The organism is Aminipila terrae (genome assembly GCF_010120715.1).
Classification (GTDB): domain Bacteria; phylum Bacillota; class Clostridia; order Peptostreptococcales; family Anaerovoracaceae; genus Aminipila; species Aminipila terrae.
Map to the genome: position 1 here is coordinate 3,161,330 of NZ_CP047591.1, position 13,555 is coordinate 3,174,884.

The following is a 13,555-nucleotide window of genomic DNA, read 5'->3' on the forward strand; positions in this document are numbered from 1 at the left end:
TTTATTAAACAATAAAGGGCATGAATATTTTTTAAACAGCGCAAGAAAATAACACATGAAATTTTAAAATATCGAAAGGCGAAATTCTTATATTTGCTGGAATGGTTCCCTAAAATAAGCAATTTTAAGCGTGTATACATGAAAGCAGAACTTTATTTGTTAAAAATTTAATTATTGTGGTGACAGTTATTGACATTACCCTTAGGGGGAATGATTATAATTAATATAGAAACGTTTTTATCATGTTGTCATCAAAAGGGATGATAACAACTACATAAAAAAGATGAGTGGGCCGATGAAGGAAGGCCTGAAAAGATGGGGAGGATTGAAGTGAATATGAATTTTTTAAAGCAAGAAAAGTCGTGCCATTATATTTGGTACCACAAATTTTTAACATGAACTGCAGGGAATGAGTCTGAATCTGATATAGATGTACTAAATAAGAGGAGTCTTTAATATATAAAAATAAAGACAATAAAAATGTATGGAATTTATCAGTTACAGATCATTATTAAAATGATGAATGCCTATATTGTAAAGAATCTGATTTGGATATTAATATCCGGAGATGAATGTTATATTGATTATTTTGATGGAGAATATGAAAATGAGAATTATATTAGAGCAGGAAATTTTAAAAGAAAATAAAGACCAGGCAGATAAAAACAGAAAGTGTTTTAATGTTAACAAAGTTCTGGTTATAAATTTAATCGGTTCGCCGGGAGCAGGAAAAACTACTGTTCTTGAAAAGACCATAGAAAAGCTGAAAAAAGATTACAGAATTGCAGTAATAGAAGGGGATATATATACTACAAAGGATGCAGAAAGAATTCAGAATTGTGGGGTTGAAGTTGTACAAATTAATACAAGTGGCGTGTGCCATTTAAGTGCTAAGGCAATTGAATCTGCAGTTCAGACTGTTGACTTAAAAAATACAGATATACTGTTTATAGAAAATGTGGGAAATCTTATATGCCCTGCAGAATATGATCTTGGTGAAGATGCGAAGATTGCAGTATTAAGCACTACTGAGGGTGATGATAAGCCTTCCAAATATCCAATGATATTCCAGGAGGCACCTGTGGTACTTTTAAATAAATGTGATCTTCTTCCTTATATTAATTTTAACATGGAAACTGCAGAGAAAGATTTAGCTACTATTAATAAAGACGCTAAGGTCATTCATATGTCAGCCTTTAATGACAGTGATATGGATCAGTGGATAGAATGGATCAAGGATCATGTAAAATAGACTTTAAAATGTAATGATGTGAAGAGTTAAAAAAGAACGTTTGAAATAACGTTCTTTTTTTATTCTTCCTTTTCTTTGTTCTTAAATTGCTGCTGATATTGGATTCCCCATTGAAACATAGCATCCATTATGGGTTTGAGGCTGTACCCGGTTTCTGTCAGAGTGTATTCCACTCTTGGAGGTACTTCTGCATAGACTTTTCTATTAAGCAAACCGCATTCTTCCATGGAACGAAGATTTGCAGTCAGGACTTTTTGTGTAATACTCCCAATGGATTTTTTTAATTCTCCAAATCTCTTTGTACCGCTTAATAAGTCCCTTAATATTAAAACTTTCCAACGGTCGCTAATCAACATCAGTGTGGTCTCCACTGGACAAGATGGTAATTCTTTTTGCATGATATCCCTCATATTCTTCATTAGTATCCCACAAGATACTACAGCACAAAAATGTGCTTACTTTACGAAATATACTTATAAGAATTAATATAATGAAAAAGGCAGTTAAAGTCAAGACTGTTATCTTAGTTTATTATGGAGGTATTAAAAATGAATAATGTTGTAAGTTTTTTAAAGGAAAATCCAGTTCAATTTTTGGCTACTGTGGGTCATGATGGAAAAGCAAAGTGTCGTCCATTTATGTTTTGCTTTGAAAAGTATGGAAAGCTATGGTTTTGTACAAATAATACCAAAGATGTATATAGAGAAATGCAGACCAATCCTTACGTGGAAATCTCAGTATCAAGTCCCTCATTTGCATGGATTCGAATAAGCGGTAAAGCAGTTTTTGAAGATGATATGAAAGTAAAGGAGGATTGCATGAATATTCCCATTGTGAAAAATCAGTATCAGACTGCAGATAATCCTATTTTTGAAGTCTTCCACTTGAAAGAAGCAAGGGCTGTAATCGCAGATTTTTCTGGTAATCCTCCGGCAGAGTATATTTTATAACCGTGAAAGGAATTAAAATGGAAACAAAAGAAGTATTTGAAATACTTAAAAATGATATTCATTCTACAGTCTTTGCTGTAGTTGATGAAAAGGGATTGCCAAAAACCTGTGTAATTGATGTAATGTTATGTGATGAGAATTCTATTTATTTTATAACTGCTAAAGGCAAAAAGTTTTATGAACGGTTAGTAGATAAGGGATATGTGGCAATAAGCGGAATGACGGGAAATGACACCCTTTCCATGATTGCAGTTTCTGTATACGGCAAAGTACGAAATGTAGGTACAGGACTTTTACCTCGTATTTTTAAAGAGAACTCTTACATGGAAAAAATCTATAAAAATGAGGCCAGCAGAACCGCTCTTACCATTTTTCAGCTTTACACCGGAGAAGGTGAAATCTTTGATCTGACTCAGATTCCTCCCGTGAGAAAAGCCTTTTCATTTGGAGATTGTGAAGTTTCTCCTGTTGGATATTCTATAAATGAAAATTGTACAGGGTGCAGAAAATGTATACAGAAATGTCCAGTAGAATGTATTGAGCAATGTGGTAAGCGGTTCACCATTAAAACGGATAATTGCATCCGGTGTGGAAACTGTTATGAAAGCTGTGATTTCAGAGCTGTGGATAAAAGATAAGCTTTTACGTTTGAATGAATATTCTCTGGTATAACAGCAAATTATATCTATAAGCGACTTAGGATATAAGAAGTCAACTATTTAATTTTTATGGAAGGAAATATTCATGAATAAAGTATTGTATATTAAAGCTAATGCTAAAACAGAGGGTGAATCGCGGACCTTTATGATTTCTGACAGCTTTGTACAGGAGTATAAAAGACAAAATCAAGATGATGAAATAATAACGTTAGATTTATATAAGGAAGGTATTGGATTTCTACCCGTTGGACAATTGAATGAACTTCATAGCCCCAAACCTGGAGAGGGTAAAGATCATCCTATTTTAAAATACGCTTTTCAGTTTCTTGAAGCAGACAAATATATTTTTGCCGAACCTTTATGGAATCTAGGCGTACCAGCTGTATTAAAAGCTTATATCGATTATATCTGCGTAACAGGGATTACTTTTCATTATACTAAAGATGGACCTGAAGGATTATGCACTGGTAAGAAAGCAATTAATATAACCACTCGAGGAGGAAAATATTCGGATGGTCCATTCAAAGAACTGGAAATGGGGATAAATACCTGAGGACCATTTTAGGCTTTATGGGTATTGAAGATTTTACCACAATTAATGCGGACGAGCTTGACGTTATAGGAAACGATGTAAAAGCCATCGTTGAAGCTGCCACTGCTAAAGCTCTAGAAGTTGCAAAGACATTTTGAAAATCCAAGGCAAAAGAAAACCAAGGTATTCAGTAGAGGAATACCTTGGTTTGTTATTTGGATTTGATAATTGAAGTCAGATAAGGCTAAAGAGGTAGTTCAATGATGAATAATGCCCCACCAGAATCATGATTTTGAGCGGTTATTTTTCCATTATGCTTTTCAATAACATTTTTACTGATTGCCAGTCCCAATCCAAAGTTGCCTTTTTTACCTTTATAAAAGCGTTCAAATATATTAGGCAGTTCATTTATTTCAAACCCAGGGCCATCATCGTATATTTTAACCCACAGCAAATTTTTATCTTGTGAGACTAGTTCTATGGTTACAGTGGATTGTGCGTATCGTATACAATTACTAATTATATTGGTAATTGCACGTGAAAGTTTTTCTTCATCTCCTCGTATTTGTATCTCAATATCAGGAGCCTTTGTTAAAATTTTGATGTTGTTGTTTATGGCTATCCTGTTTAATCGATCCACAATACAGCTTACCAGCCTGATAAATTGCAGTTTTTCAAAATGAAAACTTTCCTCAATGGTTTCCAGCCGGGAGAGGTAAAGAAGTTCTTCCAGCAAGCGGGTCATTCGCTTTGTTTCATCTAAAATAATATGAACAGCCATATCACTTTCCACAACATTATATTTGATGCCTTCTGCATAGCTTTGTATGGACATAAGAGGTGTACGAAATTCATGGGATACGTTTTGTAAAAAGGTTTTCTGGGCTTTATCATAAGTCTCCAGTTTTTCCGACATAAGGTTTATGCTGTTTACAACTTCCTGCAACTCATCATATACCGGGGTTTGAATCTGATTCCCAAAATTCCTTTCTGCTATAGCTTTTATGTGCTGATTTAAGGAATCAAAAGGCTCTGATAGTTTCTTTGAAAGTCTGGAAGATAATATAACAGCAATCAAAGATGTAAAAAGCAGAATAATCAAAAGTATACTGTTGATTTTATATTGAAGCTGATTAACCTTTTCCAGACTGGAAAAAATGATAATCCAGCCTAAATCAGAGTCATTCTTCTGAGATACTTGCCTTACTACGGCAATATAGTCAATTCCTGACACCTTAAGCTTAATATATTCCTGGTTGCTGAAATTTCCGGAAGATTTTTCTATTTGACTGATAAGCTGATTATTCAATATGGATGATCCATCCTCTTCTCTAAAAGGTGCTGGAATGACGTTTTTATTTTTATCAAGTAAAATGTATTCTGCATTTAATATGGAAAGGGGTTCTTTTAAGGAACGGTTCAATTTAAAGTAATAACTGAAAACTTTTTCCCCTTTAGAATTATCCTCAATAAAAGCCGGAGGCTTTGCTTGTGGGGGAAACAATGAAGGACCATGGTGCAGGGCAATATTTACCGTACGTGATGTAATCTTATCCAGCTGAGAAATAATATCGTTCTCTATGTACATACGAACTGCAAGATTAAATATAATGGAAACCAGAAGAATTAACATAATAAGAATAATTAGATTATATTTAAATACTTTCCATTTTATGGTATTACTTTTCATAATATTATTCCTTATCTAAAAGTTTAAATCCAAATCCCCAGACGGTTTCGATTTTTAGTGAGGAACCTGAATCGGACAGTTTCTTTCTTAATCTTTTCACCATGTCATCTGTGGCCCGGGTTTCTACTTCATTTTCAAATCCCCATACTTTATCAAGAAGCTCATTTCGACTGACTGGATGATTTCGGTTGTTAGCCAGGTAGAAGAGCAGTGAAAACTCCATCATGGTCAGCCCCATATCATAATCCCCTACAAAAGCCTGTTTGTTATCTGAATCCAGGAGAACATCAGAAATTTGTATTTGATTTTCTGAATATGAAATGTTTTTATCAAGTTCAATCCGGCGAAAAATACTCTTTACCCGGGCAATAAGTTCCATAGGACTGAATGGTTTTGTGAGATAATCATCACTACCTAAAGTTAACCCAGCTATTTTATCTGGTTCCGTATCTTTAGCAGATACAATAATAATTGGCACACTGCTTTTTTGCCGGATAGAAGAACATACCGAGTATCCATCGATTTCAGGCATCATTATATCAATAATAACCATATCCGGCGCTTTTCTATTAAAGGCCTCCATAATAGAGCTGCCATCATTGAAGGATTCCACTTGAAAACCTTCCTTAATAAGAAAAGACTTTATGATATTACAAATATTTATTTCATCATCAGCAATATAGATTAAATGATTTTTCATAATATAATAACCACCTCTTTAATGAATTTTAACATGAATAAAAAGCAAAATCTATTTTTAATAATTTTTGCCTCAATTTTGCCACAGTTTTGCGGAGATTTTCAGCTTTGATACAGGTAGAATATGGGTATAGTTAATTGAACTATAGAAAGTTTAAAAGGAGTGATGAGTAATGAAATTAAAAAGTATAGCTAAGAGATTATCTGTATTGACAATGGTGGGAATCGTTGCTTTAGCAGGGGCAGGAAATGCTTTCGCAGCAGACAGAAGCAATTGTACCCAAAAAAATATGGGACATGAAAATAAAATGGCAAATTTTCAAAATATGTCTGATGCATGTAAATCTGCAATAGATACACTGGTTCAAAAAGGAACCATAACCCAGGAACAAGCAGACGCCATTACAGCCAGTATGCCGGCAAAGGATGGCAAAACAGCATTTTCTGGAGAAAAAAGAGGACCTTTTACTAAATTAGTAACCGATGGTACGATAACCCAGGAACAGGCAGATGCTATTATGGAAGCTATGAAGACAGCTAAAGATACAGATAAAACGAAGACTGATATTCTGAGTACATTGGTAACAGCCGGGACCATCACTCAGGCCCAGGCAGACGCAATCACGGCCAGTATGCCGACTAGGGATAGCAAAACAGCATTTTCTGGAGAAAAAAGAGGGCCTTTTACTAAATTAGTAACAGAAGGAACTATAACTCAAGCCCAGGCAGATGCCATTATGGAAGCTATGAAAGCAGCTAAAGATACAGATAAAACAAAGACTGATGTCTTAAGTGCGCTGATAACAGCAGGGACCATCACTCAGGCACAGGCAGATGCAATCACAGCTGGTATGCCAACTAAGGGTGATAAAACAGTTGCAACAGGAGAAAAACACAGTCCTTACAGCAAGCTGGTAGCTGATGGAACAATTACCCAGGCACAGGCAGACGCCTTATGGGATGCTGTAAAAACGGCCTTAGATACAGCTAAAAATTCTGAGCAGTAAAACAATAATTTAAATATCGGTAAATACCAAAGCCTCTGAAATTTTGTTTCAGGGGTTTTCTTTTATATGAAAATGAATTGAAAACAAAGAAAAATTTCAGATAACCGATAAATAATGATTGACTTTCACACCAAACGATGTATCATTATGATATATATTAATGATACATCATTTGGAGGCAGATATGAAAGAAAATACTGGAAAAACAAAATATGTTTTACTTGGATTGCTGAATCGTGAACCACAAACCGGATATTCCGTAAAAAAAGCTATTGAGTACGAATACAGTCATTTCTGGCAGGAAAGCTACGGGCAAATTTATCCTACACTGAAGGCTCTTGTGAAAGAAGGTCTTGCAGAAAGTGTGGAATCAGAGAAATCAAAAAATGGCAGGGGACAGATCACTTACATGATTACGGAAGCAGGAAAGGAACAGCTTAAAAAGTGGTTATTTGAAGCTCCTGACGTTGAAAAAATAAGATATGAAATTCTGCTGAAAGTTTCATTCGGTGCAAGCAAAGAACCTGAAATTATTTTAGAGCATTTAGATGAATTTATTAGAAGAAATGAGCGGTTAATTGGGGAAATGAATGGTTTTCTGGATTATTTCCATGATACCGACCAATCAGCAGGAGTTATGGATAGTGACAGTCAGTTAACCGCCTTGTGTGGAAAATATTTGTATACTGCCATGAAAGAATGGGCCCAGGAATCAAAGAAAATTATAATGAAAAGGAAGGAGGAAGAAATATGAGACAAAAAATAAGAAAGGGTGTACTCACTTTAACCGGGTTGTTCTTTCCAGTGTTATTTCTGTGGCTTTCTCCATTTATCATTGTTATAGCGGCTTCCCATGGAATCATAAGTGCCAGTGCTATAATGTTTGGAATTTTATTCCTTATTTCATTAATTGGAAGCCGTCTTTTCTGTGGCTGGCTTTGCCCTGCAGGAGCTATACAGGATCAGGTTGCCAAAAGTAATGATAAACCATGGAATAGCAGGGGGAAAAATCTTTCAAAGTATGTCATATGGATAATATGGTTTTCATTTATTATTTTCTTGTGGATTCATCATAGAACTTTCAAAATAAATCTTCTTTATTTATGCGGGATAAATAAATACATTGTAATAATCTATTTTATAGTTGTAATGCTAATTTACTTATTCACCCTTTTAACAGGTAAGAGAGGCATGTGTCACAGTTTATGCTGGATGGCCCCTTTTATGATAATCGGTGAGAAGGCTGCTGATTTTTTACATATTCCAAGATTTCGTCTAAAGGCTAATAGTGAAAGCTGCATTGCCTGTGGGCAGTGCAACAGGCAATGTCCAATGAGCTTAAATGTATGTAAAATGGTAAAAAACAATGATATGGAGCATTCAGAATGCATATTCTGTTTGGAATGCGTAGATGTGTGTCCTAAAAAGTCCATTCAATACGGAATCAGAAAGAGCAATAAGGCAGATAAGCGGCAAGATTGATTTGACTTGTCTTAATATACAGGAATATAATGAATTAATCTGATTGAGAAGGTGAGAAAATGTGTATTAACAAAAACAAGCAAAATGATGGTTTGCTCCATGCAAAGCTGGTGGTTTAGCGACGTTTGTATGGAGTAGTTCAGTCGCTGATAAACATGCTGGCTTTGCAGTTTGAATAATAAAATTCAGGGAGTGAAGCTACATGAAGTATTTAAACGCAACTCTGGTTATCCCAGATACCCTGCTGGAAGAATTACAAAATTATATTCAGGGGGCTATTTATATATCCCAGTTAAAACGGAACAACGTAAAGGCTGGGGGGAGAACTCAGGGTATAGAAAAGAAATAGACATACGAAACAGAAAAATCATAAAGGCATATTCAGAAGGCGTTCCTATGGAGGAAATTGCAAATTTTTATTGCCTTTCAGTATATGCTATTCGAAAGATTATTTATCAAAAATAAAAGCCAAAAAGCTGCTGTTCAGGCAGCTTTTTAATTTATACAAAACACTTCAGAAATGTAGTGTATATTGAGAATGCAAGGATAATCTGATAAGATTCAGAGGAAAAGTTCATTATCAAAGCGAGGGAGTTTTTATGGATAAAATGAGAGAAAAAGTTTTATGTGGATTTGCTGAAGCAGACATCACACCACTTATACCTGCTTCTTGTGAATTAGTAGGATTTAACAGATTCGATGAAACGGCAAGGGGAATATTACACAGATTAAAATCTCAGATACTTATTTTAAAATCAGCCAGGGAAAATAGTTGTCTGATTACAATTGACAGCATTGGCTTTACTACTGAATTAACGGAATTGTTACGTGATGGCGTTGCAGATAAACTGAAAACAGAGCGGCAAAAGGTAATGGTATGCTTTTCGCATACTCATTCTGCACCCAATGCTGCAGCAAATGATAACGCATATTTCCGTTTTGTGAATGACAAAATATTAGGGATGGTTGATGAAGCATATGGGGATTTAACTCCTGTAAAGGCTGCATGGGGAATTGCCGAAAATAAAATAGGTATTAATCGCCGTGCAGGAGTTGACACAATGGATAACTGTATGGGTGTACTAAAAATTGCTGATGAAATATCTAATAGGACAAAGATCCTTCTTCTTCATGTTACAGCACATGCAAATGTTCTTACCAGCGATAATTACCTTATATCGGCAGACTATTTTGGGGTTGCCCGGGAGTTGCTTGAAAAAGAGTATAGTTGTAAGGCCATGTTGGTTCAGGGGGCTGCTGGCAATGTTAAACCCAGATACCGTCAGCATAATGCTGATTTCCTGGAAATTCATCCCCTGGAAGCAGCAGAAATAAAAATGGATGAAAAAGAAACTAGAAAAATATTTGAAGAAAGTATGATGTCATTAGATAACATGGCCGGGAAATATTTACATCCGTAAATATGGTCTTTAACCAACTAGTACCAGAGCCCATTGATAAAATTACCATGCTTTCAGATTTTCACTACTTTCATGCTGATGTTCCTGGGATGGAGTACGCTGCAAAAATTGCTACTGAAGCCAGAAAAGAGGCAGGAATAGATGGGAAAGAGTGGCTTAAAGAGGTAAAAAGACTCAATGATGAAAAAATAAGTATTCAGTCAGTTAAAAAAGAAATCCAGTATTTTTTTATCAACAACGGATGCATATGCGGTATTTCAGATGAGCCTATGTGTGAAATAGCTCTGGATATTCGAAGCAAAGCAAAGAATCAATACATATTTTTTGGAGGATATATGAATGGCTATGAAGGTTATTTAGCCAGTGCTGAAGAATATGATAAGGGTGGTTATGAAGTATTATGGTCAAATTTAATTTATTTTAAGTATTTTAACAGGGTGATGTCCTTTAACAGAGATACGGCAGGTAGATTAGCGGATATAACAGCCCAAAAGTGCAAAAGATTATTGAAGTAAGAATAGATGATTTATCTTGACAAGAAGTAATTAGGAAGGTAGTATCATATAAAACATATAGAAATACTATGCAAAGGTGGGTGTGACTATGACACTTCAACAAATGAAATATGCAATTGAAATAGCGGACAAGGGTTCAATCAATCTTGCGGCAAAGTCATTATTTATTTCACAACCAAGTTTATCCGGGACTATTAAAGAACTTGAGGATGAAATAGGTATAGAAATTTTCAGCCGTACAAACAGAGGCATTACTATAACTCCAGAAGGAAGCGAGTTTCTGGGCTATGCAAGGCAGGTAGTACAGCAATATAATTTAATGGAAGAGCAATATATAGAAAAGAAGGTCAGAAAAAAGTATTTTAGTGTTTCTACCCAACATTACTCCTTTGCAGTCAAGGCTTTTGTAGAGATGGTTAAACAATTTGGAATGGATGAGTATGAATTTGCAGTTCATGAGACTAAAACATATGAAGTAATTGAAGATGTAAGGTCTTTTAAAAGTGATCTGGGGATACTTTATCTGGACAAATTTAATGAAAAGGTAATGACTAAAATTTTAAATGAAAATTCATTAGAATTTATAGAACTGTTCCCCTGTGACACCTACGTTTATTTATGGAAAGGACATCCTTTAGCTGATCAATCAATAATCAGTATGGAAGAGTTGGAAGAATATCCATGTTTATCGTTTGAACAGGGAAAGAACAACTCCTTTTATTTTGCAGAAGAAGTTTTAAGCACCTATGAGTACAAAAGAATCATTAAAGCTAATGACAGAGCTACCATGCTGAATCTTATGGTTGGGTTGAATGGCTATACCCTGTGCTCCGGAATTATCTGCCAGGAACTGAACGGAAGTGATTATCAGGCGGTAAAATTAGATTCAGATGAAGTAATGCATATAGGTTATATAAAGCACAAAAGGATTCCCTTAAGCATAGAAGGCACAAAATATCTGGAGGAACTAGTAAAATATAGAGAATTAGTGCTATAAACATTAATTTATTCAGGAAGTAGCTGTAAATGAGCAGCCACTTCTTTTTTTGCAAAAAACTGGATGCTTGAAATGCTATAAGTTTAGCTTATAACAGGCTGTATGTTATAAGTATTAACACATTTGAGACAGGTGGAATATAATCATAACCAGAAAAGGCGTTGGAAAAAACAATGATTCTTTATATAAATGATTTTAAAAGTGAGGTAATAATTATGAGCAAGAAAACAAGAGAAAATAGAAATTTTAAGTTTGAGACATTACAACTGCATGTAGGACAGGAAAATGCAGACCCGGTAACAGATGCAAGGGCAGTTCCCATTTATCAGACCTCTTCTTATGTATTCCATAACAGTGATCATGCAGCAGCCAGGTTTGGACTGACAGATGCAGGAAACATTTATGGCAGACTGACAAACCCTACGGAAGATATATTTGAAAAAAGAATAGCTGCCTTGGAAGGCGGCGTTGCAGCACTGGCAGTAGCATCCGGGGCAGCAGCAATTACATATGCCATTGAAAATATTGCAACGCTGGGGATCATGTGGTAGCTGCTAAAAATATATATGGTGGTACATTTAATTTCCTGGAACATACGATTAAGCAGTATGGGGTTGAAACAACTTTTGTAAATCCGTTCAATTATGAAGAGATTGATAAGGCAATTCAGGAAAATACAAAACTGGTATTCATTGAAACTCTTGGAAATCCAAATTCAGATGTGGTTGACATTGAAAGGATAGCGGGGATTGCACACGCCCATAAGATTCCGCTTATTGTGGACAATACCTTTGCAACACCATATCTGGTCAGGCCTATTGAGTATGGAGCTGATATTGTTGTTCATTCAGCAACTAAATTCATTGGTGGACATGGAACTACAATCGGTGGTGTCATTGTTGACAGTGGAAAGTTCGATTGGGAAGCCAGTGGTAAGTTCGCTTCACTGACGGAACCCAATCCGAGCTATCACGGAATCAGCTTTACAAAAGCTGTGGGTCCTGCTGCATATGTTACAAAAATCCGTGCTATTCTTTTAAGAGATACAGGAGCAACCCTTTCACCTTTTCATGCATTTTTCTTCCTTCAGGGACTTGAAACTTTATCGTTGAGAGTTGAGAGACACGTTGAAAATGCCTTGAAAGTTGTAGAATACCTTAACCATCATCCCCAGGTGGAAAAAGTTCATCATCCGTCCGTAACAGATGATTTAGAACAAAAAGAACTATATACAAAATATTTCTCAAAGGGTGGCGGTTCTATCTTTACCTTTGAAATAAAGGGGGATGCGCAAAAGGCAAAAGACTTCATAGACCAGCTTGAACTATTTTCGCTACTTGCAAATGTTGCAGATGTGAAATCTCTTGTTATACACCCTGCATCAACAACTCATTCTCAGATGACAGAGGAAGAACTTCTGGGTTCTGGAATCAAATCCAATACCATTCGTGTTTCCATAGGAACAGAAAATATTGAAGACATCATTGAAGATCTGGATGAAGCATTTAAAGCAGTACAGTAAACTACATAACTATGGCAGAAAAACTCATATCAGAAAAAGGTATGGGTTTTTATATTATCAGGAAAAACAAAGAGTATTATAAATGGTGTCATGAATGACATAATTCATCATAGGATTACTTAGAGGTGATGAAGTTGGATGCAAACATTATATATGTTAAAAATTATGTGATTCAGGATGAATTGAAATATAATGGGGAAACTGTGGTAACTTATAAAATAGAGTATCCCCAATTTTGTTGGTCAAATTATAAAAAGTCATTGAATACCATTAACAAGTTTTATTATAATAAAGCTAAGGAATTTCAGAGATTTTATACAAAAGAACTTTATAAGCCGGCAGTTGAACAATATATATATTCAATAGAAAATGGTTTCCCTGTCCGGGTTTACGAAGGGCTGGCAGTATATCAGATAACTTATAACATGGCTTGCATAATAAGTCTTTTCTATGATAATTACATTTATTTAGGCGGTGCCCACGGAAGCACCATCAGAACTTCGGAAACATGGAATCTGCAGAAAAACAGCATGATTAAACTTGGTGAACTTATGGAATGTCCTACAGATTACAAAGGTTTCATCCTGAAAGCTATAAATGATGAAATAAAAAAAGACACTAGTATCTATTTTGATGACTATGAAGAACTCGCAGAAAAAAACTTTAACAGTAACAACTTTTATTGTATACCAAAAGGAATCGTGATTTATTATCAGCAGTATGACATAGCTCCTTATTCCAGCGGGATAAGAGAATTTCTCATTCTTTATAATGACTGTGTAATAAACCCGTATAAAAAATGTTTATTTCTATGTGATTGATTTTATTA

17 protein-coding genes and 1 pseudogene are annotated in these 13,555 nt (G+C 35.2%); 15 read left to right on the top strand and 3 right to left on the bottom strand.

Annotation, left to right across the window (positions count from 1 at the left end; translation table 11 throughout):
• The first annotated feature begins 480 nt into the window (after positions 1–480).
• Complete coding sequence (locus Ami3637_RS15265; protein ID WP_162363313.1) at positions 481–648, top strand: hypothetical protein; 168 nt, start codon at positions 481–483, stop codon at positions 646–648.
• Complete coding sequence (hypB, locus tag Ami3637_RS15270; RefSeq protein WP_162363314.1) at positions 608–1,252, top strand: hydrogenase nickel incorporation protein HypB; 645 nt, start codon at positions 608–610, stop codon at positions 1,250–1,252. Before Ami3637_RS15265 ends, hypB begins: the two co-directional genes overlap by 41 nt.
• Before the next feature lie 59 nt (positions 1,253–1,311).
• Here hypB and Ami3637_RS15275 read toward each other — a convergent pair whose 3' ends face one another.
• Positions 1,312–1,671 carry a winged helix-turn-helix transcriptional regulator gene (locus Ami3637_RS15275; RefSeq protein ID WP_330586694.1) on the bottom strand — a complete coding sequence of 120 codons (360 nt, stop codon included), beginning with the start codon at positions 1,669–1,671 and terminating at the stop codon, positions 1,312–1,314.
• Between the two features lie 129 nt (positions 1,672–1,800).
• On the opposite strand from Ami3637_RS15275, the gene Ami3637_RS15280 reads away from it, so the two are divergent.
• The 3 genes from Ami3637_RS15280 (at position 1,801) to Ami3637_RS15290 (ending at position 3,414) form a co-directional block, all read left to right on the top strand.
• On the top strand, positions 1,801–2,202 hold the full coding sequence (locus tag Ami3637_RS15280; RefSeq protein WP_162363315.1) for a pyridoxamine 5'-phosphate oxidase family protein: 402 nt from the start codon (positions 1,801–1,803) through the stop codon (positions 2,200–2,202).
• Between the two features lie 17 nt (positions 2,203–2,219).
• Positions 2,220–2,840 (top strand): DUF362 domain-containing protein, encoded by a 621-nt coding sequence (locus Ami3637_RS15285; protein ID WP_162363316.1) that lies wholly within the window; start codon positions 2,220–2,222, stop codon positions 2,838–2,840.
• Positions 2,841–2,946: 106 nt separating this feature from the next.
• Complete coding sequence (locus Ami3637_RS15290; RefSeq protein WP_330586695.1) at positions 2,947–3,414, top strand: FMN-dependent NADH-azoreductase; 468 nt, start codon at positions 2,947–2,949, stop codon at positions 3,412–3,414.
• A gap of 223 nt (positions 3,415–3,637) precedes the next feature.
• On the opposite strand, the gene Ami3637_RS15295 is transcribed toward Ami3637_RS15290, so the two are convergent.
• A complete protein-coding gene (locus tag Ami3637_RS15295; RefSeq protein ID WP_162363317.1) occupies positions 3,638–5,083 on the bottom strand; it encodes a sensor histidine kinase in 1,446 nt (481 codons plus the stop codon).
• Positions 5,084–5,087: 4 nt separating this feature from the next.
• Positions 5,088–5,783: a response regulator transcription factor gene (locus Ami3637_RS15300; RefSeq protein WP_162363318.1), complete on the bottom strand. Its 696-nt coding sequence runs from the start codon at positions 5,781–5,783 to the stop codon at positions 5,088–5,090.
• Between the two features lie 172 nt (positions 5,784–5,955).
• Here Ami3637_RS15300 and Ami3637_RS15305 point away from each other — a divergent pair, with 172 nt between their 5' ends.
• The 10 genes and pseudogenes from Ami3637_RS15305 to Ami3637_RS15340 all read left to right on the top strand — a co-directional run bounded on the left by Ami3637_RS15305 (position 5,956) and on the right by Ami3637_RS15340 (position 13,547).
• The gene (locus Ami3637_RS15305) at positions 5,956–6,789 is read left to right on the top strand and encodes a hypothetical protein (protein WP_162363319.1); all 834 of its coding nucleotides are present in this window, start codon (positions 5,956–5,958) and stop codon (positions 6,787–6,789) included.
• 184 nt (positions 6,790–6,973) lie between these two features.
• A complete protein-coding gene (locus Ami3637_RS15310; RefSeq protein ID WP_162363320.1) occupies positions 6,974–7,543 on the top strand; it encodes a PadR family transcriptional regulator in 570 nt (189 codons plus the stop codon).
• Complete coding sequence (locus Ami3637_RS15315) at positions 7,540–8,271, top strand: 4Fe-4S binding protein (RefSeq protein WP_162363321.1); 732 nt, start codon at positions 7,540–7,542, stop codon at positions 8,269–8,271. The genes Ami3637_RS15310 and Ami3637_RS15315 overlap by 4 nt, the downstream gene beginning before the upstream one ends.
• Before the next feature lie 202 nt (positions 8,272–8,473).
• A complete protein-coding gene (locus Ami3637_RS18805; protein WP_330586696.1) occupies positions 8,474–8,620 on the top strand; it encodes a hypothetical protein in 147 nt (48 codons plus the stop codon).
• A complete protein-coding gene (locus Ami3637_RS18990) occupies positions 8,557–8,736 on the top strand; it encodes a hypothetical protein (RefSeq protein WP_334297057.1) in 180 nt (59 codons plus the stop codon). The genes Ami3637_RS18805 and Ami3637_RS18990 overlap by 64 nt, the downstream gene beginning before the upstream one ends.
• Positions 8,737–8,870: 134 nt before the next feature.
• Complete coding sequence (locus Ami3637_RS17685; RefSeq protein WP_243158040.1) at positions 8,871–9,692, top strand: hypothetical protein; 822 nt, start codon at positions 8,871–8,873, stop codon at positions 9,690–9,692.
• 2 nt (positions 9,693–9,694) lie between these two features.
• The gene (locus Ami3637_RS17690) at positions 9,695–10,207 is read left to right on the top strand and encodes a hypothetical protein (protein WP_243158041.1); all 513 of its coding nucleotides are present in this window, start codon (positions 9,695–9,697) and stop codon (positions 10,205–10,207) included.
• 88 nt (positions 10,208–10,295) lie between these two features.
• The gene (locus Ami3637_RS15330; RefSeq protein ID WP_162363322.1) at positions 10,296–11,204 is read left to right on the top strand and encodes a LysR family transcriptional regulator; all 909 of its coding nucleotides are present in this window, start codon (positions 10,296–10,298) and stop codon (positions 11,202–11,204) included.
• 215 nt (positions 11,205–11,419) lie between these two features.
• Positions 11,420–12,726 (top strand): annotated as a pseudogene (locus tag Ami3637_RS15335) (O-acetylhomoserine aminocarboxypropyltransferase/cysteine synthase family protein).
• 134 nt (positions 12,727–12,860) lie between these two features.
• Positions 12,861–13,547, top strand: a complete 687-nt coding sequence (locus Ami3637_RS15340) for a DUF3298 and DUF4163 domain-containing protein (protein WP_162363323.1) — start codon at positions 12,861–12,863, stop codon at positions 13,545–13,547.
• The last annotated feature ends 8 nt before the right edge of the window (positions 13,548–13,555 follow it).